This is a genomic window from Limosilactobacillus ingluviei DSM 15946 (assembly GCF_001435775.1).
In the GTDB taxonomy this organism is placed as follows: domain Bacteria; phylum Bacillota; class Bacilli; order Lactobacillales; family Lactobacillaceae; genus Limosilactobacillus; species Limosilactobacillus ingluviei.
This window is the reverse complement of the sequence record NZ_AZFK01000047.1, coordinates 39,436-64,050: the sequence shown is the minus strand read 5'-3', so window position 1 is coordinate 64,050 and position 24,615 is coordinate 39,436. Positions and strand designations below refer to the sequence as shown.

General features: G+C 51.9%; 25 protein-coding genes and 3 tRNA genes. 19 read left to right on the top strand and 9 right to left on the bottom strand.

Going from position 1 to position 24,615, the window contains the following annotated elements; all coding sequences use genetic code 11:
- Positions 1-61 precede the first annotated feature (61 nt).
- The 5 genes from FC43_RS06430 to menC all read left to right on the top strand — a co-directional run bounded on the left by FC43_RS06430 (position 62) and on the right by menC (position 2,315).
- Positions 62-134: transfer RNA gene (locus FC43_RS06430), tRNA-Asn, on the top strand.
- Between the two features lie 42 nt (positions 135-176).
- Positions 177-249, top strand: a tRNA-Thr gene (locus FC43_RS06425).
- 114 nt (positions 250-363) lie between these two features.
- A complete protein-coding gene (locus tag FC43_RS06420) occupies positions 364-999 on the top strand; it encodes a sugar O-acetyltransferase (protein ID WP_019206215.1) in 636 nt (211 codons plus the stop codon).
- A gap of 65 nt (positions 1,000-1,064) precedes the next feature.
- Positions 1,065-1,137, top strand: a tRNA-Asn gene (locus FC43_RS06415).
- 59 nt (positions 1,138-1,196) lie between these two features.
- Positions 1,197-2,315 (top strand): o-succinylbenzoate synthase, encoded by a 1,119-nt coding sequence (gene menC / locus FC43_RS06410; protein ID WP_056955020.1) that lies wholly within the window; start codon positions 1,197-1,199, stop codon positions 2,313-2,315.
- A gap of 38 nt (positions 2,316-2,353) precedes the next feature.
- On the opposite strand, the gene FC43_RS06405 is transcribed toward menC, so the two are convergent.
- The 4 genes from FC43_RS06405 to FC43_RS06390 form a co-directional block, all read right to left on the bottom strand.
- Positions 2,354-3,091 (bottom strand): amino acid ABC transporter ATP-binding protein, encoded by a 738-nt coding sequence (locus FC43_RS06405; RefSeq protein ID WP_056955018.1) that lies wholly within the window; start codon positions 3,089-3,091, stop codon positions 2,354-2,356.
- Positions 3,092-3,109: 18 nt separating this feature from the next.
- Positions 3,110-3,793 (bottom strand): amino acid ABC transporter permease, encoded by a 684-nt coding sequence (locus tag FC43_RS06400; RefSeq protein WP_019206212.1) that lies wholly within the window; start codon positions 3,791-3,793, stop codon positions 3,110-3,112.
- Positions 3,794-3,858: 65 nt separating this feature from the next.
- Positions 3,859-4,671, bottom strand: a complete 813-nt coding sequence (locus FC43_RS06395) for a transporter substrate-binding domain-containing protein (protein WP_056955016.1) — start codon at positions 4,669-4,671, stop codon at positions 3,859-3,861.
- Between the two features lie 395 nt (positions 4,672-5,066).
- Positions 5,067-6,029, bottom strand: coding sequence for a ketopantoate reductase family protein (locus FC43_RS06390; protein WP_056955014.1), 963 nt, complete (start codon positions 6,027-6,029; stop codon positions 5,067-5,069).
- Positions 6,030-6,879: 850 nt separating this feature from the next.
- Between FC43_RS06390 and FC43_RS06385 the strand changes: the two genes are divergently transcribed.
- The 3 genes from FC43_RS06385 to FC43_RS06375 all read left to right on the top strand — a co-directional run bounded on the left by FC43_RS06385 (position 6,880) and on the right by FC43_RS06375 (position 9,906).
- Positions 6,880-7,662, top strand: a complete 783-nt coding sequence (locus FC43_RS06385) for a carbon-nitrogen family hydrolase (RefSeq protein WP_019206209.1) — start codon at positions 6,880-6,882, stop codon at positions 7,660-7,662.
- Between the two features lie 26 nt (positions 7,663-7,688).
- Positions 7,689-8,867 carry a pyridoxal phosphate-dependent aminotransferase gene (locus FC43_RS06380; RefSeq protein ID WP_056955012.1) on the top strand — a complete coding sequence of 393 codons (1,179 nt, stop codon included), beginning with the start codon at positions 7,689-7,691 and terminating at the stop codon, positions 8,865-8,867.
- A gap of 76 nt (positions 8,868-8,943) precedes the next feature.
- A complete protein-coding gene (locus tag FC43_RS06375; protein WP_056955010.1) occupies positions 8,944-9,906 on the top strand; it encodes a ketopantoate reductase family protein in 963 nt (320 codons plus the stop codon).
- Between the two features lie 243 nt (positions 9,907-10,149).
- Here the strand turns inward: FC43_RS06375 and FC43_RS06370 are convergent, their stop codons facing one another.
- From FC43_RS06370 to FC43_RS06360, 4 genes are all read right to left on the bottom strand, one after another.
- Positions 10,150-11,121, bottom strand: a complete 972-nt coding sequence (locus FC43_RS06370; protein WP_056955008.1) for a polyprenyl synthetase family protein — start codon at positions 11,119-11,121, stop codon at positions 10,150-10,152.
- 69 nt (positions 11,122-11,190) lie between these two features.
- Positions 11,191-11,358 (bottom strand): FeoB-associated Cys-rich membrane protein, encoded by a 168-nt coding sequence (locus tag FC43_RS10825; RefSeq protein WP_019206205.1) that lies wholly within the window; start codon positions 11,356-11,358, stop codon positions 11,191-11,193.
- A gap of 19 nt (positions 11,359-11,377) precedes the next feature.
- Complete coding sequence (gene feoB / locus FC43_RS06365; protein WP_056955006.1) at positions 11,378-13,357, bottom strand: ferrous iron transport protein B; 1,980 nt, start codon at positions 13,355-13,357, stop codon at positions 11,378-11,380.
- Positions 13,335-13,577: a FeoA family protein gene (locus FC43_RS06360; protein ID WP_420865135.1), complete on the bottom strand. Its 243-nt coding sequence runs from the start codon at positions 13,575-13,577 to the stop codon at positions 13,335-13,337. Before FC43_RS06360 ends, feoB begins: the two co-directional genes overlap by 23 nt.
- Positions 13,578-13,818: 241 nt before the next feature.
- Here FC43_RS06360 and sufC point away from each other — a divergent pair, with 241 nt between their 5' ends.
- The 10 genes from sufC to FC43_RS06310 all read left to right on the top strand — a co-directional run bounded on the left by sufC (position 13,819) and on the right by FC43_RS06310 (position 22,708).
- Positions 13,819-14,616 carry a Fe-S cluster assembly ATPase SufC gene (sufC, locus tag FC43_RS06355; RefSeq protein ID WP_019206202.1) on the top strand — a complete coding sequence of 266 codons (798 nt, stop codon included), beginning with the start codon at positions 13,819-13,821 and terminating at the stop codon, positions 14,614-14,616.
- Between the two features lie 11 nt (positions 14,617-14,627).
- Positions 14,628-15,908, top strand: a complete 1,281-nt coding sequence (gene sufD, locus FC43_RS06350) for a Fe-S cluster assembly protein SufD (protein ID WP_056955004.1) — start codon at positions 14,628-14,630, stop codon at positions 15,906-15,908.
- A complete protein-coding gene (locus FC43_RS06345) occupies positions 15,895-17,139 on the top strand; it encodes a cysteine desulfurase (protein ID WP_056955002.1) in 1,245 nt (414 codons plus the stop codon). Before sufD ends, FC43_RS06345 begins: the two co-directional genes overlap by 14 nt.
- On the top strand, positions 17,117-17,569 hold the full coding sequence (gene sufU, locus FC43_RS06340) for a Fe-S cluster assembly sulfur transfer protein SufU (RefSeq protein ID WP_056955000.1): 453 nt from the start codon (positions 17,117-17,119) through the stop codon (positions 17,567-17,569). The genes FC43_RS06345 and sufU overlap by 23 nt, the downstream gene beginning before the upstream one ends.
- 3 nt (positions 17,570-17,572) lie before the next feature.
- Positions 17,573-18,979, top strand: a complete 1,407-nt coding sequence (gene sufB, locus FC43_RS06335) for a Fe-S cluster assembly protein SufB (protein ID WP_056954998.1) — start codon at positions 17,573-17,575, stop codon at positions 18,977-18,979.
- A 22-nt stretch (positions 18,980-19,001) separates the two neighbouring features.
- Positions 19,002-19,340, top strand: a complete 339-nt coding sequence (locus FC43_RS06330) for a metal-sulfur cluster assembly factor (protein WP_019206197.1) — start codon at positions 19,002-19,004, stop codon at positions 19,338-19,340.
- Positions 19,341-19,351: 11 nt separating this feature from the next.
- Positions 19,352-20,290, top strand: a complete 939-nt coding sequence (locus tag FC43_RS06325; protein ID WP_056954996.1) for a helix-turn-helix domain-containing protein — start codon at positions 19,352-19,354, stop codon at positions 20,288-20,290.
- Positions 20,253-20,972 (top strand): bifunctional demethylmenaquinone methyltransferase/2-methoxy-6-polyprenyl-1,4-benzoquinol methylase UbiE, encoded by a 720-nt coding sequence (gene ubiE / locus FC43_RS06320; protein WP_056954994.1) that lies wholly within the window; start codon positions 20,253-20,255, stop codon positions 20,970-20,972. Before FC43_RS06325 ends, ubiE begins: the two co-directional genes overlap by 38 nt.
- Positions 20,973-21,099: 127 nt before the next feature.
- On the top strand, positions 21,100-22,398 hold the full coding sequence (locus FC43_RS06315) for a Y-family DNA polymerase (RefSeq protein WP_056954992.1): 1,299 nt from the start codon (positions 21,100-21,102) through the stop codon (positions 22,396-22,398).
- The gene (locus tag FC43_RS06310; RefSeq protein WP_056954990.1) at positions 22,391-22,708 is read left to right on the top strand and encodes a hypothetical protein; all 318 of its coding nucleotides are present in this window, start codon (positions 22,391-22,393) and stop codon (positions 22,706-22,708) included. The genes FC43_RS06315 and FC43_RS06310 overlap by 8 nt, the downstream gene beginning before the upstream one ends.
- On the opposite strand, the gene FC43_RS06305 is transcribed toward FC43_RS06310, so the two are convergent.
- Positions 22,705-23,052, bottom strand: a complete 348-nt coding sequence (locus tag FC43_RS06305; RefSeq protein WP_056954988.1) for a hypothetical protein — start codon at positions 23,050-23,052, stop codon at positions 22,705-22,707. The genes FC43_RS06310 and FC43_RS06305 overlap by 4 nt on opposite strands.
- Positions 23,053-23,202: 150 nt before the next feature.
- On the opposite strand from FC43_RS06305, the gene rlmD reads away from it, so the two are divergent.
- Positions 23,203-24,609, top strand: coding sequence for a 23S rRNA (uracil(1939)-C(5))-methyltransferase RlmD (gene rlmD / locus FC43_RS06300; RefSeq protein WP_056954986.1), 1,407 nt, complete (start codon positions 23,203-23,205; stop codon positions 24,607-24,609).
- Positions 24,610-24,615 lie beyond the last annotated feature (6 nt).

Here is a 24,615-nt window from a genome sequence, read left to right as displayed (position 1 = left end):
AACGCGCCGAAAGTAGTTGGGGGATCGCTCCCTGCGAGGATAGGGCGTCGCCACGCATTATTCCGGTATAGCTCAGTTGGTAGAGCACCTGACTGTTAATCAGGGCGTCGTCAGTTCGAGTCTGACTACCGGAGTTAGTGAGGTGTTGATGGTTGGGTCAGCATCTCTTCTTTTATGCCAACTTAGCTCAGCTGGTAGAGCATCTCCCTCGTAAAGAGAAGGTCGGAGGTTCGACTCCTCTAGTTGGCATCTCGTTTTAGAAGCCTTAGTTTATGCTAGGGCTTCTTTTTTTTAGTGATCCAAGAAAGCGTTTACCTAGATATGCTAAAATTGGACTAACAACTGACGAAAGGGGATTTTGAGATGACAGACATTGAACAACGGGTTTTAAGCGGTGAACTTTACGACCCAAACGATCCGGCCATCTTGGCCCTCCAGACTCCAGCGATCCAAACTATGTACGAATATAATCAAACGCGCGCGGGTGATGAGCACCGGGCTACCTTGTTAAAGCAGATGTTAGCGGCTTGTGGGAAGGACTGCTACATTGAAGCGCCCTTTCATGCCAATTGGGGCGGCCGGCACGTCCATTTTGGCGATCAAATCTACGCCAACTTTAACCTGACGATGGTGGACGACGGAGAGATTTTTGTGGGTAGCCAAACAATGATCGGGCCCAACGTAACCTTGGCGACGGCGGGGCACCCGGTTCTCCCCGAATTACGTGCCAAGGGTTATCAATACAATCTGCCGATCCACATTGGCCAAAACTGCTGGTTGGGAGCTAACGTAACCGTCCTGCCTGGCGTGACGATTGGCGATAATACCGTGGTGGGAGCGGGGAGTGTCGTTACCAAAGATTTACCGGCGAATGTCGTGGCTGTGGGCAGTCCCTGCCGGGTGTTGCGTGCCATCGGCCCCAACGATCGGCGTGTTTATCGTCCTGGTCGGGTCATTCCGCCTGAATTGTTGGCAACCCTGGAGCAACCAAATTACTAAATTTTAAAAAGAACTGATTGGCAAAACCGGTAATCTATGGCATAATATTAATGTTGGTTTATGATTCCGGTATAGCTCAGTTGGTAGAGCACCTGACTGTTAATCAGGGCGTCGTCAGTTCGAGTCTGACTACCGGAGTAGTTGGGGGATATCACCTGTCGGTGGTATCCTTTTTTGTTTTCAGAAAGGGATTTGGGATGGAATTACAAATTGTCCAGGCCCGCCTCTGGGCCCTTAAGATGCCGCTTCTACACCCCTTTGCCAGTAGTGAAGGAACGGTTGCGACCAAAGATGCTTTGCTGTTGGAATTAACGGACCAGTCGGGGCGGCGGGGCTTTGGCGAGTGCTCGGCCTTTGCGACGCCTTTTTACACGGCTGAATTTCAAGCCGGGGCGGCTGCCTTTCTCCAACACTTGGTCCTCCCCCGCGTAGTCGGTCACGGTTATCATCACCCGGACGACTTTGATCAGCAAGTTGCCAACTGGCAGGGCAACCAGATGGCCAAGGCCGCGGTTAACTGCGCGCTCTGGGATTTATACGCCCAGCGCCAAAACCAACCCTTGGCGAAAGCCCTGGGTGGGGAGCGGGCGGCTGCGGAAGCCGGGATCTCGCTGGGGATTCAAGCCAGTCCAGCCGCCCTGGTGGAAAAAGTGGCCCAGGCCGTGGCTGCTGGGTACCGCCGGGTGAAGGTCAAGATCAAGCCGGGGCATGATTTAGCCGATTTGCGGGCCGTCCGCGCGGCCTTTCCAACTTTAATGTTAATGGCCGACGCCAATTCAGCCTATCAGCTCACGGATGCGGCCCACTTACGGCAGTTGGATGAGCTGAGGTTGACGATGCTGGAGCAACCGCTGGCCCCCGGGGATCTAATTGAACACGCGGCCCTCCAGGCCCAGTTGCAGACCCCCTTGTGCCTGGACGAAAGCATCACCACCTTGGCTGATGCCCAAGCAATGGTGCAACTGCAAGCAGGAAAGGTGATTAATTTAAAGGTCGCCCGCGTCGGCGGCCTGAGCGCTGCCAAGCAGATTCTCGCCTTTGCCCAGCAAGCCCACCTTGATTGCTGGGTCGGCGGGATGCTTGATTCTGGGGTGGCCCGGGCGGCCAGCTTGGCGCTGGCAACGCTGCCGGGGATTACCCTGCCCAATGACTTATCAGCCTCGACCCGCTTTTATGCGACCGACATTATTGACCCACCATTGACCTTGCAAGGCAGCCAGATGTTGGTCCCTGCGGCGGCCGGACTAGGGGTGGAGATTAACTGGCCCTACTTCGCTCAAGTGGCGACGCTCTTGGGCGACTTTACCATGAACTGAAAAACACCGTCTCGGCCAGGGCCGGGGCGGTGTTTGTCCTAATCCATCATTTTGGCTAAAAATTCTTGGGTCCGGGGGTTGGTTGTTTCCTTGAAGATGTGGGTGGCCGTTCCGCTGTCGGCGATCTTGCCTTGATCCATAAAGAGGACCTGGTCGGCGACATCGCGGGCAAAGGCCATTTCGTGCGTGACGATAATCATTGTCATTCCATCGGCGGCCAACTTTTTCATGACCCCTAAGACTTCCCCCACCATTTCAGGGTCAAGGGCCGAGGTCGGTTCGTCAAAGAGCATGACTTCGGGCTTCATCGCCAAAGCCCGAGCAATCGCCACCCGTTGTTGCTGGCCCCCCGAAAGGGATTGCGGATAGGCATTAGCTTTGTTAGCCAGCCCGACTTCTTCCAACAATTGGTGGGCATGAGCTTCGATGGCCTTAGGGTCGTCAATCTTTAATTTTTTGGGCGCGAAGGTGATGTTTTCCAGCACCGTCATGTGCGGGAATAAGTTGAACTGTTGGAAGACAAAGCCCATTTTTTGCCGCAGCTTTTGCAGCGTTTCCTTACTGGCGTGGTTGACTGGTTGGCCTTCAAAATTAACTTCGCCTGAATAGCCGCCTTCTACGTGGATCAAGCACCGCAATAGGGTACTTTTCCCCCCTCCTGAGGGCCCAATTAAAGCGACCTTTTCGCCCTTTTGAACGGTAAAATTGATGTCATCTAAGACGGTATTGGTGCCAAAGGCCTTATGCAGGTGTTTGACTTCGATTACGTTAGTCATATACGCTGATGCCTCCTTTTAGTTCAGCCGGGTGTACTTGGCGCCCATTTTCTTTTCCATTAAAGCAAAGACCTGGGAAAGCACAAAGGTTAAGATAAAGTAGATTACGGCCGATACCAGCAGCGGTGGGATAAAGTTATACAAGGTGCCCCCCACGGCCAGGGCCTGGGCGGTGACTTCTTGGACCCCAATATAAAAGAGGACGGAGGATTCCTTGACCAAAGTAATAAATTCATTCCCTAACGCCGGTAAGACGTTGCGGAGGGCTTGGGGCAGGACAATTGATTGCATTGTTTCACGTTCCGATAACCCCAAGGAGATCCCAGCTTCGGTTTGGCCGACGGGAATCGAGGTAATCCCAGCCCGGAAGATTTCGGCCACGTAAGCCCCCGAATTAATCCCGAGGGCAATCGAACCGGGGATGATCCGGTCTAACGACGAGCCTAAAAATTGAATCGTTGGCAGGTCTAAGCTCTTGGCCAGGGTGTAGTAAATCAGCATCACTTGAATCATTGAGGGGGTCCCCCGGACCACGGAAATGTAGATCCGGCCAATGGCAGAAATCACTTTTACCTTTGAAAGCCGCATCATGACAAATAACAGGCCGAGCAGAATCCCAATGACGCTGCCGATTACGGTAATTAAAATGGTCAGGGCCGTCCCCTCTAAAAACATTGGATAGTATTGGACTAAATCACTCATCGCAAGTTCCTTTCTTGGTGTGAAAAAGCTTTTCTCTGCCGCCGCGGGAGAGAAAAGCTTGCGGATTATTTTTGTTCCAGTTGTAAGTCTTGGGCCTTTTGCATGAACTTATCCAAGTCGCCGTTCTTTTGCAGTTTGGTGATGGACTTGTTCAACTGCTTCTTTAAAGCGGGACTGTTCTTCCGTACCGCGATGCTGACCGGGGCATCGGAAGCTGGCGTCTTCAGCTTAACTTGCGCGATTTCGTATTGCCCGGGGTTGCTCTTGATGACATTGTCGGCAACGACCTTTTCCGCAATGACCCCACTCAGGGTACCTGTCTTGACTTCATTGGTTAAGTTCGTAAAGTTGGCTTCGGTGACCAAGTTGGCCGCAGCTAATTGCTTTTTGCCAATCTTTTCTTGGGTCGTAGATTGTTGCGCCCCAACAGCCTTGCCCTTTAAGCTGGCCACAGTGTTGTATTTGGCTGCTTCGCCTTTCTTAACCAGTAAGACGTTGGAATTCTTGTAATACGACTTGGTAAAGTCAACGGCCTTCTTCCGTTGGTCAGTGGAGACCATCCCGGCCATTACAATATCCACCTTTTTATCTTGCAGTTCTGAGATTAAGGATGGGAAGGCGGTGTTCACGACTTTTAATTTGACGCCCATGTCTTTAGCAATTTGTTGGGCAATCAGAATATCGTAGCCGACAATTTGTTTCTTACCGTCTTTCATGGTTGTAAATTCAAACGGTGGGTAGTCGGCCGATGTCCCCAAGACCAACTCTTTTTTATCTTGGATTTGCTTGAGACTTTGGTCGCTGCTGGACTTACCGCAACCGGTTAAGATTAAACTCCCTAAGAAGGCCACTGAAGCCACCGCAAGTAATTTTTTCATGATGATAAACTCCTTTTTCTTTCTTTCAGTTCAACGCGCTATTTGAGGAATCGTCGTCGGCTGATGGGAAGCCAAGGAGTGGAGGGTGGAATTAACATGTTCGCCACCTACTTTCATAAGGATTGAATAATTCCCGCTATTTATGAATAAAATATCAAAGATTGGTAATTATTATGCATTAAAATTAAAAGCTTGTAAAGCGGAAACGGTCAATCTGATTTTAAATTAAGCGTCCCGGCGTTTTTTAAGCGCTTTTAATTAACTATCGAAAGCCTAGGTGATATTTTTGTTATAGAAATTAAGTTTTCGGGCATTCATGTTTTGGCGGGATGAGGAAGGAATGGCGACAAAAGAAAAAGGACTGGCGGAAAGTTACTTCCGGGCAGTCCGAGGGGTTAAGCAGATTTAAATTGTCGGGCGGTCTCCGCCAGGTGGACCTGGTGCGTGACGAATTCATGGGTTGGACAAACAAAGCCGTGGTCCCGGGCTAGTCGGGCAATGTAGCCGTTAATGTAGTCGACTTCGGTCGGGCGATTCGCGGCAAAGTCTTGGTACATTGACGGATAATGATACTGGTAGGCTTTGGAAACCGTAATGACTGATTCGGTCATGGCCTGGCGGGATTCCAGCAGATAGATGCCGGCCCGTTCACAAGCGTCATACGCTTCATCAAAGAGTTGCCGGGCCATCTCCCGGACCCCTTCGTAAGCAATGAATTGGCCCATTTGCAGCTCAAACATTGTGCAGAGGGTGTTGCAAACCGCGTTGAAGACGACTTTTGACAAACAAATGCCTTGCCAATCTTCAGCCCAGACCGGCCCTAGCTGTGCTGCCGCAAAGTCATGCGCAACGGCCTGACTGCGTTTATCCGGTGCGGCGCGATTGTAACGCGCCATGTGCATGACCTCGGTGCCGGCGGCCCCCATAAAATCAACGTTAGCCGGGCCATTCAGCCGGGTGGCGATCATCGCGGTGCCGCACAAGATCCGGTCCGCTGAAAAATATTGGTTAATTTTTTCAAAGTGGCCCATTCCGTTCATTGCGGAAAAGGCAATTTGATCGGGGGTAAATAAGCCAGCTGCCGCATCGCGGGCTAATTCTTCTTCCAGTTGCATTTGCTTTTTGAAAATAATCCAGACGTCGGGATGGCCCTGGTATTCTTCGGGGGAATAGATGTTAATCGGGACCAAGTGTTGATTTTGGTGATCCCGGGCGACCAAGACGCCCCCTTGGTGGCGAACTTGGGTTAGGGCGGGTTCCCAGGTCTCAATAAAGTCTACTTTACAACCCGCGTTTTCTTGCAACATGATCCCATAACGGTAGCCCATTGCGCCAGCCCCAATAATTCCGTATTTCATATGTTAGCTTCCTTCCTTTACCTGATGAGCTGAAAATATGTATCACGAAGCGAGTCTCGGTTTATTATGTGTTGGCTGAACCAATCTAAGGCAGAAAAAAAGCAGCGCCCTAGCTGTATGCTAAGGACGCTGCCGCGTGGTACCACCTTACTTTAATCTCGCTTAAGACGAGATCCTCTAACGATACCCAAACTAAATTGGAGATCGTGGTCCGCTACGGAGGACCATGCCCGCCAACCTCGCAAAGTTGGCGCAAATTCAGAGTCTTTCAATTTAAACAGTCTTGAGTCCTTTTCACCACCGGACCTCGCTGAGCAAGGCTGCTTAATTACTCCACCGAGAATAATTGCTTGCGTGAATTAAATTATGGTGTTTAGTGTAGCGATCCGCCCGGCCAGTGTCAACCTTTTTCCTCATCTTTTTTTAATTTGAAGTTTGGGAAAGTGGCAGCTCCTAACAAATGCTAAATGGTAGGAGCGGGCAAGTCAGGGGAAACCCGGAAAAACTTTTTAAAAATTGGGTGTGAACCGTTGACTTTAAATGAAAATTAAATTAGAATGCAACCATAATTAAGATGAAAAAAAGCTGATCGAATGAGTAACTTGGCGGTCTTTGCACAGCGAGCCCGGGGGGATGGAAACGGGTCAAAGGCGCAAGCGAAGATGGTTCGATCAATTAGCAGTTGGCAACCCTTTGTTGCCGCTTGGTTCGTGCCCATTACCGCACGGTTAAGGTCAGCTTGGCTGACGAAATAAGGTGGTACCACGGCCCGCTCGTCCTTAATTGGATGGGCGTTTTTTGTTTCTGGCTGGTTACGGGTTTAATTAAGGTGGTTGAAGGGAGCACACGAATGGTAAAAGTAGCGATGATTCAAATCGATGTTGAGTATGGCAAGCCGGCGCAAAACTTTGCCCAAGTCACTGCTCGCTTGCAAGAAGCCAAGGCCTTGGGAGCGCAAGTAGCGGTCCTGCCGGAAATGTGGAATACGGCGTATGATTTAACGCACCTGGCGACGTTGGCTGATCCGGCTGGTCAGCAGACCCAACGGGTGGTCAGCCAGTTGGCCAAGCAGTTGGCCTTAAACGTGGTGGCGGGCTCAGTCGCGATAAAAAAGGATGGGCGTTACTACAATACGACCTACATTTTTAACGATCAAGGTGAACTAGTGCAGACTTATGATAAAGCCCATCGCTTTGGGCCAATGGCGGAGGACCAGTATTTAGCAGCTGGGCACCAGGTAGCGACCTACGACCTGGCTGGCATCCGGAGCGCCAGCTTTATCTGCTACGACTTGCGCTTCCCGGAATGGTGGCGCACCGCCGGCCGGGCCGGGGTCGACCTGTATTACTTACCAGCTCAGTGGCCAGCGTCACGGATTGACCAGTGGGAAGCCCTGGTCAAAGCCCGGGCGATTGAAAATCAAGCCTTTGTGGTGGCCGTCAACCGGGTAGGTGATGATCCGGACAATCACTTCAATGGTCATTCGCTGGCGGTGGCGCCGAGCGGGACCATTTTGGCGACGGGCGGCGAGCAAGCGGGCATTACCATCGTCGAGATCGATCCCACTGCGATCGTGGCGGCCAAAGCCTTGTTTGATATTCAAGCTGATCGGCGACCAGACTTGTACCAATAACTTTTTAATCCGAGGGAGGAATGAACGTGGAATTCCCGCAATCAAAATTAATGGCGACCTTACCGAAGCAATTCTTTGCCAGTTTGGTCGCGAAAGTAAATGCTAAAGTGGCGACCGGAGCGGATGTGATTAACTTAGGGCAGGGGAACCCAGATCAACCGACCCCCGCTTACATTGTGCAAAGCACCCAAAAGTGGGTCGCTGACCCGGCGACCCATAAGTATTCTCAGTTCCGGGGCCAGCCCGCCTTTAAACAAGCGGCGGCCGATTTTTACCAGGAGGTTTACGGAGCGACGTTTGACCCTGAAAAAGAAGTCGCGATTCTCGGCGGTTCGAAGATTGGCCTAGTTGAATTACCGTGGGCCTTGATGGATCCCGGCGACCTCTTCTTGTTGCCCGACCCCGGCTATCCCGACTATCTTTCGGGGGCCGCGTTAGGGCAAGTTGAATATGCGACCGTGCCGCTAAAGGCCGAAAACAACTTTTTACCGGATTTGGCGGCCATTCCGGCTGCGATTGTCCGCCGGGCAAAATTCTTCTACGTCAATTACCCCAATAACCCGACCGGGGCGGTGGCGACCCGGGAATTTTACGAAGAACTGGTGGCCTGGGCCAAGCAGTATGAAGTCGGAATTATTTCCGACTTTGCGTACGGGGCCTTGGGCTATGATGGCAACCGGCCCATCAGCTTTATGGAAATTCCGGGGGCCAAGGAGGTCGGGATTGAATTTTATACCTATTCGAAGACCTTTAACATGGCCGGATGGCGGATTGCTTTTGCAGTGGGCAATGCTGATATTATCGAGGGCTTGAACCTGATTCAAGATCACCTCTTTGTTTCCCTTTTCCCGGCCCTCCAGTATGCTGCAATCGATGCCTTACAAGATCCAGCGCGGGACGGAGCGATTCAAGCATTGGTCGATCGGTACCAGACGCGCCGGGATGCCTTTTTGACGGCTGCCGCAAAGATTGGCTGGCACGGCTTTGCTCCCCAGGGGACCTTTTATGCTTGGATGCCAACCCCGCCTAAGATGACCAGTGAGGAATTTGCGGATGTTTTGTTGGACCAAGCAGCGGTGGCCGTAGCGCCGGGGAAAGGCTTTGGTAATTACGGTGAAGGCTACGTGCGGATTGGGTTGTTAATTGAACCGGCCCGCTTGGTCGAAGCCGTCGAACGGATTGGCAAGTTGCATTTGTTTGAGTAACGGTTTGTGGTGGACTGGCGAGGAGCTCCGGTTAGTTACCAGGGTCGCTTGCTAGCCAAGTAAGGAGGAAAACATTATGACGTTAAAGTATACCGTTTTGGGCGCCGGCGCCATGGGGCTGCGCTTTGGGGTTTTATTGCAAGAATTAGCGGGCGCGGAAGTGGAATTTGTTGATAATTGGGCGCCCCAAGTTGAGACGATTAAGGCCCAAGGCGGGGTCTACGTTTCCCGCGATCACGAAAATCGTCATCTCGTACCCATCAAGATTTTTAGTCCCGAAGAATACCATGGTTCCCCGGATGTCTGGATTGTCTTTGCCAAGCAAATGACCCTCCAAGACCTCTTGGATAAGACGGCGCATGCTTTTGATCCGGCAAGTCAATACGTCTTTACCGGGATGAATGGGATGGGGCACTTGGAAAAGATCAACCAATACTTCCCAGCCGACCGGGTCGCCGCCGGGACTTGTCTGATCGGGACGGTCCTGAATAAGGCGGGAGATGTTGATTTTATCGGGAAGGCCGGGGCCGGGTCGATCAATTTAGCGGCCCAAAACAACCAGGATGCCCCGTGGCTGGATCAACTGGTGGCGGACTTTACGGTGGCCAACATTAACCCGCATCTGAACCACAATTGTGAAGGGACCCTCTTTACCAAGCTAGTCTTTAATTCGGTGATTAACACCTTGTGTACCTTATTTGAAATCCAGATGGGGCAGTTTATTGATTACCAGGGGGCCGAACGGCTCAGTCGTCAATTGATCAACGAAGCCTTTGACGTGGCAGAACGGGCGGGGGTACAATTGCTTTCCACCCGGGAAGAAGAATGGCAGACGGTCAAATACGTTAGTGAAGTCTCCAACCCCTTGCATTACCCATCAATGTATCAGGACATGAGCAAGGATCGTCCAACGGAAGTTGATTACATTAATGGTTACATTTATGACTTGGGGAAGAAGTACGATTACGAAGCCAGCACCCACGACTTTTTACGGGGGCTGGTTCACTTGGCCGAAAATACGCGGCAATTCCGCAAATGATTCGGCCCCACGGGTAGGGCACGCCCGTTGGTTGCTTTAGTGAAGAAAGGCAAGAGGCTGGGAGAAAACGATGTTTTCTTCCAGCCTCTGTTTTGGTTTTTCGAATATTACCCAGATCACGTGGGAAATAACCGCAAGCCTAGTGGATAAGTACGAACGACGAACGACGCGTACCGCGTCAACCTTCGTCCTAGCTTATCCATCCGGCTTGCCGAGCAGGTTATTTCCCACTCCCTTTGTAATTTAGCGGGTTCGTTTCAGTAATTGTTCAATGATTTTTTGCAACGCTCTTCGGCTGGCCGAAGGGGGCAATTGCGCCAGTTCGGCTTCGGCTTTGGCGGTAAATTTGGCGGCCAGGGTTTGGGCGGCCTGGACGCCCCCGGCTTGCTTGACGATTTGTTGGACGGCTTTGATGTCGGCGGGCGTCATTTGGGCTTGCTGAGTTAAGTAGGGGGTTAGTTCAGCCTGGTGGGTCGGCAAGACCAGCAAAAGGGGCAGAGAATAGACCCCGGTCGCCAAGTCCTTCAGGATCGGTTTGTTGAGGTGGTGGCCCGTATAATCAAGAATATCATCCAAGATTTGAAAGGCAATCCCGATGTTTTGGCCGATCCGCTTGGCCAGTTGAATTTCTTTTTGGGTGGCCCCGCCCAAAAAGGCGCCTTCTTCCGCCGCTAAACTAAACAGGGCGGCGGTTTTACCATTAACATTGCGCAAATACCCCAGCAGGGATTGGTCAAGTTTGAACCGATCGCCCATTTGTCCCAATTCGCCGTTTAAAATCCGTTTCATGATCCGCGCGTTAACCGTTAAAAAGCGGGTATTGGCCACGGTTTCGGTGATTAAGTCAAAGAAGACGGTAAAAAGATAGTCGCCTGCGTAAACGGCCACATCCTTGCCAAACGTTGCTTGTAAACTGGCGTGGCCCCGCCGTTTGGGGGCATCATCGATAATGTCATCGTGAATTAAGGTCGCCATGTGTAAAATTTCGATCGAAGCCGCGGCTTTCAGCTGTTGTTCCGTCACTGGGTGCTCATGCAAGCCGGCAAACAGCAAAAGAAAGGCTGGCCGCAGAAATTTACCGCCCTGTTGGGCCATTTGCTGCAAGGCCGGTTCCAGCTGGGCGTAACGGACGGTTAAGCGGTCGCCGATCAGTTCGCTAACGGCAGTCAAATTTGGTTTGAGTTGTGGGTAATAACGAAAATAGGCTTGTTGCATGAAAAAAATCCCCTATGTAATTGCGAACCTGCCCCAGGCCCGCATTGATTTAGTAACGCGCAATCATACTTATATTTTAGCAGAATCTGACCGGGAAGCGGCGGCTTTTTTCAAGACACAGTCATAAGCGCAAGCGGCACATTTTCCTTTTTTGGCCCGCTTAAACGTTTTGGTGAGTTGCCAGCCGGCATAGCCAACAATCAAAGCAATTATTAACAGGTTGGTAAACACGATCATAAGCATATCCTTTCTGAGGCTAAAGCCAGTGACTGCCAAGATTGATCAGTCCAGCGACGAGATAAGCAATTGCCAAACTGCTGACCAAAGACCAGAGCATCCATTTGGTTGAGCCAGTTTCTTGTTTAATGGTGCCTAAGGTGGCAAAGCATGGCGCATACAGTAAGATAAAGGCCAATAAAGCATAGGCGGCCCCCGGCGTTAGATAATTACTCAAGGCGCCAATCAAGACGGTTTGGTTGGTGGCGTGAAACATGACCATCATACTGGCGGTGATGACTTCTTTAGCTAAAATACCCGTGAACAGGGCGGTAATGATTTGCCAGTGATCAAACCCCAGCGGTGCAAAGCACGGGGCGCTGAGTTTCCCCAAGCCAGCGGCAAAGCTCTGAGTGGGGTCGGTGACAAAGCCGGTGGGCCCAAAGGACGTTAAGGCCCAAATCAAAACGGTACCGGCGAAAATAACGGTGCCGGCCTTGTGCAAGAAGCCTTTGCTTTTGTCCCACGTGCTGTGCCAGATAATGTCCCACCGCGGGCGGTGATAGTTTGGCAATTCGATAATTAAAGCCGCACTTTCTGTTGTGTGGAAGTACCACTGATACCCTTTTGCGGCCAGGAGGGCGATACCGATCCCCAGGAAATAAATCGACAGGACCACGGCGGCCTGGTGGTGGGGGAAGAAGGCCGCCACGATCAGACTGTACACGGGTAACCGGGCGGAGCAAGACATGAAGGGCGTCAGAAGGGTGGTGACCAACCGGGCTTGGGGCTGTTCGACGGTACGCGCGGCCATGATACCGGTAACGTTACACCCAAACCCAATCAACAGGGGGATGAAAGCTTTGCCGTTCAGACCAATTATTTGCATTAAGCGGTCCATTACCAATGCCGCGCGGGCCATGTAACCAGAATCTTCGAGGATTGCGATGCAGGCAAAGAGGGTGATGATTTGGGGCAAAAAGACTAAGACGCCCCCGACCCCCGCTAGCAAACCGTTGACGACTAAGGAGCGTAAGGGAGGCAAGGCGCCCAGCAGGGTCAGCCAATGATTGACATTGGCAGCCACGGGCCCCGAGAGCAAGGCATCCAGCCCGTCAGAAAGGGGCGTCCCCACCCAATCAAAGGCGAGTTTAAAGATCAGCCAAAAAATCAAAATAAAACAAGGCAAGCCCAGCCACGGCCCCGTTAACAGTTGATCGAACCGGTGCGAAACGGTAGTGGCGGCTCGGGTGGCCGGGGCTTGCTGGCCGTGCGCCAGGATTTTTTCAATAAAGGCCAGGCGGGTATTGAAAATTTGCTCTTCGAAGTGCTGGGCATCATAAGTGGCGCGTTGCTCCAGTAAGGGCTGTAAATTCCGAAATGCTGCCGCCCGCCGGACAACTTGATTTTGGTTCATGTATTGGAGACTTAACCACCGGGCCAAGGGCGCTGGGACATGATAATCATTAGTCAGGGCTTGGGTGGCTTGTTGCAATGCTTGCTCGACTTGCGGGGGGTAAGTTAATTTCAGCGGGGCTAGCGGTTGGGGGTGGGCTTGCAGTTGGGCTTGTAATTGGGCCAGGCCTCGGCGGGTCCGGGCATTGGTCGTCACAACCGGACAGCCCAGGGCTTGACTGAGGGCAGCCAGGTCAAAATGTTGGCCTTGCTGGGCCGCTTCATCCATCATGTTTAAATCGAGGATCATTGGCTGCCCAAATTCGCGGACTTCTAACGTCAACAAGAGGTTGCGTTTGAGTTGGCCGGCGTTTGTAACGTTTAAAATTAAATCCGGACAGTGATCGAGTAAATAAAGGGTGACGACCTCTTCATCTTTGGTTAACGGCGTTAGGGCATAGACTCCGGGGAGGTCGATTAAGTCGGTAGCAGTACCTTTAAGGCGGCCCGCTTTGGGGTTCACAGTCACGCCGGGCCAGTTGCCAACGGTTGCGTAACTGTCAGTTAAATTATTAAATAGGGTGGTTTTACCGGTATTGGGATTACCAATCAGTGCGATTTCCATGAAATTTCCCCCTTGGTGGTTGGGTTAAAATGGAAAAAATACGGTAGCGTAACGCAATCCGTTGATGATTGCTTTCAATGATCACCGGGCCGTGGAATGGGTAGCGTTGCAGGAGGAGAATCGTGCTGCCTTCCGTAAGCCCCAGACTGTGTAAGCGAGTCGCGACCGGCTTTTCGAGTTGATCGAAGTGGTGCAGGGTAATTAGCGCATTGATAATCAAGGGTGGCCCCCCTTTCTGGGTGAACGGATTGACAAATTATTCCTGGTCGTAATGAGGATGAATCCTAATTATCAATATCATACTCCTAAAATAATGACATAATTTTGAATTTTAAAAAATCAGGTAATTCACTAAGTTTATTTAGTGGTAAAGTGACTATAATATAGCCATAGTGTTTTCAATGACGAAGGCGCCGGATAGAATTTTTGGAATCATTGGTAATGACTTGGAGGAATTGATGATGGCAACACTAGAAGTTAAGGATTTGCACGTCGCGGTAACTGATGAAGAAACGAAGGGGCAAAAAGAGATTTTAACGGGGGTCAACCTGGTAATGAAGACCGGTGAGATCCATGCCATCATGGGCCCCAATGGGACGGGGAAATCGACCTTGTCGCAAACGATCATGGGCCAACCGGGCTACCAAGTGACCCAAGGGGATATTTTGTTGGATGGGCAGAGTATTCTTGCCATGCCGGTTGATGAACGAGCGCGGCGTGGTTTGTTTTTAGCAATGCAGTACCCGGCAGAAATTCAAGGGGTTACCAACGCAGAATTTTTGCGGGCGGCGATTAACGCCCGTCGGCCCGCGGACGATCAAATTTCGGTGATGGCGTTCTTAAAGAAATTGGATGCGAACCTGGCCTTGTTGGACATGAGCGAATCAATGACCGAACGGTACTTGAATGAAGGCTTTTCGGGGGGCGAAAAGAAGCGTAACGAAATTTTACAGTTATTGATGATTGAGCCCACCTTTGCGATTTTAGATGAAATTGATTCGGGGCTGGATATTGATGCCTTAAAGGTAGTTGCCAAGGGGGTTAATTCGATGCGGGGCGCCAACTTTGGCTCCTTGATCATTACTCACTACCAACGCCTCTTAAATTACATTGTGCCGGACACCGTGCACGTGATGATGGGGGGCAAAATCGTCAAAACGGGCGGGCCTGAGCTGGCTAAGCAGCTGGAAAAGGAGGGCTATGCTGGTTTGCGCGATGAATTAGGCTTGGATATTCAACTGGTCGATGAGCAACACTAGGGGGCAAAACAATGGATCTAACAACCGCAAAACAACAATTGGCAACCGCCAGTGCCACCCATCATGAACCATCAGCGTTGACAAAACGGCGTTTGGCCGCCCTGGCCGCTTTTAAGACCTTAGCACTGCCGAAGATGCCGAAATTAAAGTTTCAGACCTGGCCCTTCTTTGAGCGCCAGCCAAATTTGACCTGGACCGGAGCGGCAGCGTTCGACCTGGCCCCGGCGTTAGAAGAGCAGGTGCGGTTAACCCAAGTGGGCCAAGTGACGCTGGATGCGCACGTCCCCGCGGCATTAAAGGACCAAGGGGTGCTTTTAATGGACCTGTTTACCGCCTTGCAAACCGTCCCCGATCTGGTCTTGAAGTTTTTAATGACGGTCGTCAAGGCCGACGAAAATAAATTGACGGCCCACCACTTGGCGTATCTAAACGCGGGCGCCTTCTTGTATGTCCCCCGGGGTGTTAAAGTGACGGCTCCGGTTGAAATCAACGTGACCCAAGACAGCACCCAGCCTCACCAACCTTTGATCCACCACCTCCTAATTGTGGCCGAAGCCAATAGTCAAGTCGACGTGATTCAGCACCTGACCACGCAAGGGGATGCGGCCAACCCGGCGAGCTTAATGGTCGAAATCGTGGCCCAAGCCAACAGTCGGGTGACCTTTTCTTCGCTTGATGAATTAGGGGCGCAAACGGTGACCTACTTTAAGCGGCGGGCTCAAATCGGCCGGGACGCGAAGGTCGAATGGGCCGTGGGAATGATGAATGCCGGCAATACCGTTGGGGAGATGGACTCTGAACTGATTGGCGAAGGTGGCGAAGGCGACTCTAAGCTGATCGCGATTACAACAGCCGACCAACAAGTGGGCATCAACAACCGGGTAACGCACCATGGTCAACACACCACGGGCTTGATTAACCAACGCGGGGTTCTTCTCGGTCAATCGCGCTTAGTCTTTAATGGGATTGGTGAGATTATCCACGGCGCTCACGGGGCGAAAGCCGAGCAGCAAAACCGGGTCTTGATGATGTCGCCAGCCACCCGGGGGGATGCCAACCCGATCTTATTGATTGATGAAAACGATGTGGAAGCCGGTCATGCGGCCAGTGTGGGTCCGGTCAATCCCGTGCAATTGAATTATTTGCTGAGTCGGGGGATTCCGAAACCAGTGGCCCAACGTTTGGTAATCCGGGGCTTTTTAGCGGCCGTTTTGACGGCGATTCCCACCCAGCGGGTTCGCGAAGAATTAATTGCAATTTTGGAAAGGAAGTTGACCGATGGACAAGCTTGAACAAATCCGGGCTGATTTTCCCATTTTGCAGCAGACCGTGAATGAGGAGCCCTTGGTGTACCTGGACAATGCCGCGACGGCGCAGCGGCCCACGCCGGTGCTCGAGCGGGTGTGCCAATTTTATCAAACTGACAACGCGAATGTGCACCGGGGCGTGCATACTTTGGCCCAACGAGCGACGACTGCCTACGAAACGGCCCGCCAAAAAGTCCAGCACTTTTTACACGCGGCAGCCCCCGAAGAAATTATCTTTACCCGGGGGTGCACCGAAGCATTGAATTTGGTGGCGGCGACGTATGGCCGCACGCATTTACAAGCGGGCGATGAAATTGTCATTTCAGTGGCCGAGCACCACAGCAACTTGATCCCTTGGCAGCAACTGGCGCACCAGACGGGGGCTCGCTTGCGCTACATCGGGCTTACCGCCACCGGGGAACTAGACTTGGCTGCCGCCCAGCAGCTGATTAATGATCACACCAAGTTGGTTGCTGTTGCCCATGCGACCAATGTTTTGGGAACGATCAACCCCGTTCAACAATTAGCGGCGTTGGCCCACGCTCACGGGGCGGTGATTGTGGTTGATGGGGCGCAGGCCGTCCCGCACATGCCGGTTGACGTTCAAGCCTTAGACGCTGATTTTTATGCCTTTTCGGGGCATAAGCTGATGGCGCCCACGGGGATCGGCGTCCTTTATGGGAAGGCCGCCCTCTTGGCTGACATGCCACCTTATCAATATGGTGGGGAAATGATCAGTGCCGTTCACCAGCAGACCAGTACTTGGGCGGCCGCGCCGTATAAATTTGAAGCGGGGACGCCAAATATCGCGGGAGCGATTGGCTTGGGGGCGGCCATTGACTACCTGCAAACCATCGGGATGACCCAAATTGCCGCTCACGAACAGCAATTGGTGGCCCAAGCCTTACCAGCGTTGTTGCAAATTGAGGGACTGACCGTTTACGGGCCCCATGATCCTACTAAGCATACTGGGGTGATCGCCTTTAACTTGGCGGGACTGCACCCCCATGATTTAGCCACGGCCCTGGATATGGAAGGTATCGCCGTGCGGGCCGGTCACCATTGCGCCCAACCGCTGATGGAATACTTAGGGGTGAGCGCCACGGCCCGGGCCAGCTTTTATTTGTACAATACGGCAGCTGAAGCAGCGGCGTTGGTCGCTGCGGTTCAAAAAGCAAAGGAGTTCTTTCACCTTGGGACTGGAGAAATTAAATAACCTTTACCGGGAAGTAATTCTCGACCATGCCCAACATCCCCATCACAAGGGGCCATTGGCTCAGGCAACGCAACAAATCAGCTTAAACAATCCGACTTGTGGGGATGTGATCAACCTGCAGATTCAATTGGACGCTGCCGACCGGATTCAAGCGATTGGTTTTACTGGTGATGGCTGCACGATCAGTCAAGCCTCGGCGTCAATGATGACCACCGCCGTGACGGGCAAGACCAAAGAAGAAGCTTTGGCGCTGGCCAAGACCTTTTCGGACCTGGCAATTGGGAAAAAACATGCCGCCGCTGACATCGCCGCCCTCGGGGATGCCCAGGTGTTAACCAATATTATGGAATTTCCGGCCCGGATCAAATGCGCGACCTTGGCGTGGTGGGCACTGCAACGGGCGTTATTGCAAGAAAGTGATGAGGATTGACCAATGACCAATGCAAATGACCTTTTAAAAAATAAAGATGAGTATGAATACGGCTTTCACGATGATATCCAACCCGCCTTTTCTACGGGGCGGGGCCTAACGGAAGAAATTGTGCGGGCGATCTCAGCTGAAAAGCATGAGCCGCAATGGATGTTGGATTACCGGCTCAAGGCTTACCGGATTTATCAAAAACTGCCAATGCCGAAATTTGGGCCGGATTTATCGGAGCTGGATTTGGATCACATGTTGTATTACCAAAAGATGACCGATAAGAAATACCGGGACTGGGCCGACGTTCCCGCCGATTTAAAGCGGACTTTTGATCGCTTGGGGGTCCCGGAGGCGGAACGCAAGTATTTAGCTGGCTCATCGGCCCAATACGAATCCGAAGTGGTTTACCATAATATGCGCGAAGAGTTTGCTAAGCTAGGGATTATTTTTACTGATACTGACACCGCCCTACGCGAATACCCGGACCTGTTTAAAAAGTGGTTTGGCAAGTTGGTGCAACCAGCTGATAATAAATTTGCGGCCTTAAATGCGGCGGTGTGGTCCGGCGGTTCGTTTATTTACGTTCCCAAGGGAGTTAAAGCGCAAACCCCAATCCAATCTTATTTCCGCTTAAATGCCGAAAATTCGGGTCAGTTTGAACGGACCTTGATTATTGTTGATGAAGGCGCGAGCGTTGATTATGTCGAAGGCTGCACGGCCCCGAATTATTCCTCGGATTCATTGCATGCCGCGGTGGTCGAGGTCAACGTCTTAAAGGATGCTTACTGCCGGTATACGACGATTCAAAATTGGTCGGATAACGTGTACAGTTTGGAAACCAAACGGGCCGCGGCGGCGGCCCACGCGACGATGGAGTGGGTCGATGGCAACCTGGGCTCGAAAGTGACAATGAAGTATCCTTCCGTTTATTTAAATGGGGAAGGCGCCCGGGGAACGATGCTTTCGATTGCCGTCGCTTCGAATGGCATTCACCAGGACTCAGGGGCGCGGATGATCCACAACGCTAAGAATACCTCCAGTTCGATTGTTTCTAAGTCAATCTCGAAAACGGGTGGGGCGACGGACTACCGGGGGACCGTTCGCTTTACCAAGGCGGCCGATGGTTCCAAGGCCCACGTCGAATGTGATACGATTATTATGGATGATCAATCGTCATCCAATACGATTCCGTTCAACGAAATTGATAATGACAATGTCGCTATGGAACACGAAGCGAAGGTTTCTAAGATTTCTGAGAGTCAGCTTTACTACTTGATGAGTCGGGGAATTCCGGAAGCCAAGGCGACGGAAATGATCATCATGGGCTTTGTGGAGCCTTTTACCAAGCAATTACCGATGGAATATGCCGTGGAATTAAACCGGTTGATCAGTTTTGAAATGGAAGGCTCGATTGGCTAACACAGAAAAGAGGTGCGGCAAAATGGCTGAAGCAGCTGAACAATCGCGGCCGTATTCGCCCTTGGAGAACCAAGTGATGACGGCCTTAAGTGGGGTGGTCGATCCCGAATTGGGGTTAGACTTGGTTAATTTGGGCTTGATTTATGACGTGGCCGTTGATGCAGCGGGTTTGTGTACGGTGACGATGACTTTGACGACGATGGGGTGTCCGCTGACCGATTATTTGCATGACGACATTACCAAGACGGTCAAGGGAGTAGCCGGGATCAACGATTGCAAGATTAACCTGACCTTTGAACCGCCGTGGACCATTGAAATGATGAGTCGCTATGCCAAAGTGGCCCTTGGCTTGCATGGTTAGGGGCGTTGCACATGGATGTAGCTTACTTTGTGGCGCAGCGCAAAGCCAAGGGGTATTCACAGGCGGCTTTAGCGGCGGGAATCTGTACCCAGTCCACCTTAAGCAAGTTTGAGACCAATTATCAGATTCCCTCGTTGCCAATTTTGCGTCAGCTTTGTGCGCGGTTGGATTTGACCTTGGATGATTTAGACGACCAACAGCGGCAAAGCAAGGCCGCCGCGCAACAACTCACCCAAGCCGAAGAAGCATTAATGGTTGAGGATTATCCGACGGTCCAAAAAAGCTTGGCCCACTTGACGGTGGAACAATTGCCAACGGTGGCCTTGCAAATGCAGTATCATTATTTAAACGGTTTGTGGTTGACCTTGACCAATGGCAATCCGACGGCCGCTTTGTTTTCGTTTACCCAAATTTTAGATCAGTTAGACGAAGCGCACACGACGCAGTTTACCACGCTGGCCTACCTGGGCGAGGGAATTTTGTACGCCCGGCAAAACGAGCTGGCCCAAGCAGAATTTTTCTTAACGAAAGTAAAGCAGGCCCTAAGCACGGCCCTAACGACAGTGGTGGCGCCCGGCTTAGCCCAAGCCCGGTTGCTGACGATGATGTATTATTTAGCCGAGGATTATTATTTACGGGATGATTTTGCCCAAAGTCAACATTATGTCTCACTAGGGTTGGCTTGGTGCCGGCGGGAACACGTAACCTATTTTTTGCCCCGGTTAAAGTTTTTACGGGCCCAAAATCTCCTTGCTGTGGGCGCGGCGCCCCAGCAAGTGGTGGCTGAATTAGTTGATGCGCGGGCGTTTGCACGCTTAAACGACAATCAGGCGTTGATCTTACAAACGACGGCCTTAATCAATCACTATCAAGCGATGCTGCAGCCGTTTAAGCAAACCGAAGGGGGAAAAGATGGCACTTACCAATCACCATTCAGAACAAGAAGTTAACCAAATGTTTACGCGCTTAGCCAAACGCTACGACTTGATGAACGATGTGGTCAGTCTAGGGACCCAGCGGCGGTGGCGCCAAAAGTTTTTTGACCAACTAGCGGTCTTTCCTGGGGCCGATAGCTTAGATCTGTGTTGCGGAACGGCGGATTTGACGATTAAGTTAGCGCAATTGGCGGGGCCACGGGGCCGCACGATTGGCTTGGACTTCAATGAAGCAATGTTAGCCGCGGGAGCGGAGAAGGTCAAAGCGGCGGACTTGAACAAAGATATTGAATTAGTCCAAGGTGATGCGATGCAGCTGCCGTTTGCAGCCAATCAGTTTGACTTTGTCACGATTGGTTTTGGCCTGCGCAATGTCCCGGATGCGGCCCAGGTTTTAGCGGAGGTGATGCGGGTCCTTAAACCCGGCGGTTGGTTTGGGTGCCTAGAAATGTCCCAACCCCAGAGTCGGTTGGTCCGGCCGTTTTGGCGGGCTTACTTTCAAGTTTTCCCAGTGTTAGCGCGGACTTTGGGGGCCAGCTATCAAGATTATTCATACTTGAAAGAAACTTCCATGCAATTTGTTTCGGCCGAGCGCTTAAAAGCGATGATGGAAACGGCGGGGATGCAAAAAGTGACGGTTACGCCATTAAATTTGGGCGCCGCGGCGATTCACTGTGGTCAAAAACCACGGTCATAAGTTTTACCAAAGATTAGCAATTGAAACAGGGGTTGAGTGCAAACGTTAGTTTTGCTCAAGCCCTTGTTTTTTCGTTCACTCTCTTTTAAAATTTGAATTAAGAACAAAAGTTTGAGGAGGGGCGACGATGGATTATTCAACGGAACCGCGGGGCATTTATTTGATGGTTGATAATAAGTCGTTTTACGCAACGGTGGAATGCGTGGCCCGGGGGCTTGATCCCTTAACGACGCCCTTGGTCGTGATGTCGGAAGCGGCCAATGTGGGGCAAGGCTTGATTTTGTCATCCTCACCCGCGGCAAAACGATTGTTTGGGCTACACAATGTCAATCGGGCGCGCGATTTGCCGGTGGATGAACGGTTGCTTGTGGTGCCCCCGCGGATGAACCTTTACCTCGCCAAGAATTTAGCCATTAATGAAATTTTTCGCGAATTTGTGGCTGATGAAGATTTATTGCCCTATTCAATTGATGAATCGCTGTTAAATTTAACCCATTCCTGGCGCTTGAAAAGTGATAACTTATTAACGGTCGTCCGACAGCTACAAACGGAAATCAAGCAGCGCTTACAGTTGGTGGTAACGATTGGGGTGGGCAACAATCCCTTGCAAGCCAAGGTAGCCCTGGACATTTATGCCAAGCACAGTCCGGTTGGGATTGGAATCATTACCAATCATACGGCGCCCGTCCGCTTATGGGCGATTCCAGAACTGACGATGGTGTGGGGGATTAATACTCATCTGGCCCAACGGCTGCAACGGTTGGGGTTGCATAATCTGAAACAAGTGGCCCACGCGGACCCTTACCAATTGAAGGCGGCACTGGGCCAAAACGGGGCACGGCTATACGCAACAGCCTGGGGAGTTGACCGGACCACGTTGAGTCGGCGGTCTTTGCGGCGGGCTCAATCCATCGGTAATTCCCAAGTACTGCCCCGGGATTACGTTAAGCTCCAAGCGATCAAAGTAGTCATTGCTGAAATTACTGCTCAGGTAGCCGCCCGCCTCCGCGCCCGCCACAAACAAGCCGGGGGCGTCCGCCTTCAGATTGGCTATGCGTTTGGGACGGTCGATCAAGCTGGTCGCGCCGGCTTTGCCCACGCGCAGCACCTTAGCGCATTAACGGCAGATGAACGAAAATTAACCCGGGTTTTGCAAGCCCTGTTTGATCAGTATTGGACCGGTCAGCCGGTTCGGCACGTGGCAATTGCCGTGACGCATTTAAGCCCGGCCCAAGGCGAGCAGCTGGATTTATTTGCAACGAAGGCGGAGACCTTGGCCCTTGATGTGGCCCAAACGGTTGATCAGATCCGGCAGCGCTTTGGCAAGACGGCAATTATGAAGGCCAGCAGTTTAACTACTGGGGCGACCTTTTTGGCCCGCGCCCAGCAGGTGGGCGGCCATAACGGGGGGCAGAGCTTTGAATGATCAGGCATGTCAAAAATTAGGTCGGCAATTATGCCAGCGGTTGACGCCGTACTTTAAACGGCGGGTCCAGACGCGTTATTGGTTAGTGGTGGTCTGGGCCGCCCCTGACCAGGCCTATCACTTTTTCTTTAATACGCGGCGGCCCCGGGCTTGGCAGCGCTCGTGGCCCTTAGGAAGTTTGCCTTCAACCAGTTTGGAAGAGCTGATCGTGGTGTTAACGGCCGTCCGGGCCCAATACCACTTTACGATTGAATATCGGCAATTTTCGCCTGATGCCCAGCAACGCTTACAACACGAAGTGCCCGCTTAGTTGGAATAGACGTGACAATGAACCGCACTTTGTTCAAGTTGGTGGAAGTATTGTCGATCCGTGGGGTCAAAATTTTGTTGGGCCAGGGGGTCGGGATTGCTGATTGAAAAAATCAACCAACTTTCTAAAATTGCTTGCCCCCGTTGGCGCGGGACGGCATTCAATTGATCGAACAGTAATTCATCATCGAGGTCAACTTGCTTGATTCCGCCGTGGGGCCCGATGAAACACAGGGAAGATACCCCAGGGTATTGGCGGCGTAAGCTTCCTTGCCAACCAAAGCGATCACAAAACCGGTCGAACCAGTACTGTTCGGCGGCGATTAAATCAGTTGTTTGCCACATTTTAAGAACTTCCTTTCTTTTTATCGGGTATATTATACTATAAAACGAAAATAGGTTCACTAAAATAGAGGGCGGAAAGATTTAATCTTGGTTAAAAGAATGGTAGAATGAACGGTACGATTTTGAACGGATGAGCAAAGGAGAAAAAAGATGGCAAAACAACGGGTGCCCCGTGCTTCCCAATCCCCGGTGGTGGTAACAGTTGGGGAACGGTTCCCTTTAACGATTAAGAAATTAGGGGTGGAAGGCCAAGGGATTGGCTATTTTAAACATAAGGTTTGCTTTGTGCCTGGGGCGCTGCCGGGAGAAGTAATTGTGGCTGAGGTAACGGCGGTTCACGAACGCTACCTGATGGCCCAAATTCATCGCTTAAAGCAGGCCAGCCCCGCCCGGGTGACGCCTAAAGACGCGGTGGCCGGAATCGCCGGGGGCTTTGAATTGGAACACCTGGCCTATCCGGCGCAGTTGAAATTCAAGCGGCAAATGGTACTGGACAGTCTGGCTAAATTCAAGCCCCGTGGTTACCGCCATTACCAAGTGCGACCGACTTTACCCAGCCCGCAGCAGTATGGGTACCGTAATAAGGCACAGTTTCAGGTGCGTCTGGTTGATGGACACGTGGTTGCCGGCTTGTATCAGGCGAATAGTCATACGGTGGTTGATTTGGCGGAGTGTGCCGTTCAAATGCCGTTGACGATGCAAGTTGTCCGGGCCTTGGTTGCGATGATTGAAGAGTTACAGATTCCGCCGTATGAAGAAAGCAACCACAGCGGCATTATCAAGACCCTGGCCGTTCGCGAAACGACGACGGGAGAAGTCCAAGTGACGCTGATCACCAACACGCCGAAATTACTGAAAAAGCACCAGTTATTAACCCGGATTAAGGCGGAATTGCCGGCCGTTAAATCCGTCATGCAAAACATTAATCCGGGGGATACGCCGTTGGTGTGGGGCGAAGAGACGCGCTTGCTGGCGGGGGAACCTTATGTAACCGAGAGTTTGATGGGCCTGGACTTTCGGCTTTCCGCCCGGTCGTTTTTGCAGCTCAATCCGTTGCAGACCGAAGCCTTGTATGAACAAGCGGCCCAAGCGTTAGAGCTGGCTCCGACGGATACCTTGGTGGATGCGTACGCAGGGATTGGGACCATTGGCTTATCCTTAGCGGCCCGGGTTAAGCAGGTGCTGGGGATGGAAACGATTCCGGCGGCGGTTGAAGATGCCAATGCCAATGCGGAGTTAAACGGGATTACCAATGCCCATTATGAATGTGGTCCCGCCGAAGACTTGCTGCCCCAATGGCGGGCTGCGGGCCAAACCTTTGATGCCCTGGTGGTCGACCCGCCGCGGACCGGCTTGGATCAAGCCCTGATTGACACGATTTTAGCAGAAAAGCCAGCCAAATTTGTATACGTCTCGTGTAACATGGCTTCGTTGGCCCGCAATTTGGCCCGCTTGACGCCAACTTACCGGGTTGATTACATCCAACCGGTGGATATGTTGCCCCAAACCCCACGGTGTGAAGCGGTTGTTAAACTCAGCCTCGCGCAAACGGATTAAGGAGGG

Bases quoted from the DNA above. Each gene is read 5' to 3' on its own strand.
- FC43_RS06420 (WP_019206215.1), top strand. From the start codon at position 364: ATGACAGACATTGAACAACGGGTTTTAAGCGGTGAACTTTACGACCCA.
- menC (WP_056955020.1), top strand. From the start codon at position 1,197: ATGGAATTACAAATTGTCCAGGCCCGCCTCTGGGCCCTTAAGATGCCG.
- FC43_RS06405 (WP_056955018.1), bottom strand. From the start codon at position 3,091: ATGACTAACGTAATCGAAGTCAAACACCTGCATAAGGCCTTTGGCACC.
- FC43_RS06400 (WP_019206212.1), bottom strand. From the start codon at position 3,793: ATGAGTGATTTAGTCCAATACTATCCAATGTTTTTAGAGGGGACGGCC.
- FC43_RS06395 (WP_056955016.1), bottom strand. From the start codon at position 4,671: ATGAAAAAATTACTTGCGGTGGCTTCAGTGGCCTTCTTAGGGAGTTTA.
- FC43_RS06390 (WP_056955014.1), bottom strand. From the start codon at position 6,029: ATGAAATACGGAATTATTGGGGCTGGCGCAATGGGCTACCGTTATGGG.
- FC43_RS06385 (WP_019206209.1), top strand. From the start codon at position 6,880: ATGGTAAAAGTAGCGATGATTCAAATCGATGTTGAGTATGGCAAGCCG.
- FC43_RS06375 (WP_056955010.1), top strand. From the start codon at position 8,944: ATGACGTTAAAGTATACCGTTTTGGGCGCCGGCGCCATGGGGCTGCGC.
- FC43_RS06370 (WP_056955008.1), bottom strand. From the start codon at position 11,121: ATGCAACAAGCCTATTTTCGTTATTACCCACAACTCAAACCAAATTTG.
- FC43_RS10825 (WP_019206205.1), bottom strand. From the start codon at position 11,358: ATGATCGTGTTTACCAACCTGTTAATAATTGCTTTGATTGTTGGCTAT.
- feoB (WP_056955006.1), bottom strand. From the start codon at position 13,357: ATGGAAATCGCACTGATTGGTAATCCCAATACCGGTAAAACCACCCTA.
- sufC (WP_019206202.1), top strand. From the start codon at position 13,819: ATGGCAACACTAGAAGTTAAGGATTTGCACGTCGCGGTAACTGATGAA.
- sufD (WP_056955004.1), top strand. From the start codon at position 14,628: ATGGATCTAACAACCGCAAAACAACAATTGGCAACCGCCAGTGCCACC.
- FC43_RS06345 (WP_056955002.1), top strand. From the start codon at position 15,895: ATGGACAAGCTTGAACAAATCCGGGCTGATTTTCCCATTTTGCAGCAG.
- sufB (WP_056954998.1), top strand. From the start codon at position 17,573: ATGACCAATGCAAATGACCTTTTAAAAAATAAAGATGAGTATGAATAC.
- FC43_RS06330 (WP_019206197.1), top strand. From the start codon at position 19,002: ATGGCTGAAGCAGCTGAACAATCGCGGCCGTATTCGCCCTTGGAGAAC.
- FC43_RS06325 (WP_056954996.1), top strand. From the start codon at position 19,352: ATGGATGTAGCTTACTTTGTGGCGCAGCGCAAAGCCAAGGGGTATTCA.
- ubiE (WP_056954994.1), top strand. From the start codon at position 20,253: ATGGCACTTACCAATCACCATTCAGAACAAGAAGTTAACCAAATGTTT.
- FC43_RS06315 (WP_056954992.1), top strand. From the start codon at position 21,100: ATGGATTATTCAACGGAACCGCGGGGCATTTATTTGATGGTTGATAAT.
- FC43_RS06305 (WP_056954988.1), bottom strand. From the start codon at position 23,052: ATGTGGCAAACAACTGATTTAATCGCCGCCGAACAGTACTGGTTCGAC.
- rlmD (WP_056954986.1), top strand. From the start codon at position 23,203: ATGGCAAAACAACGGGTGCCCCGTGCTTCCCAATCCCCGGTGGTGGTA.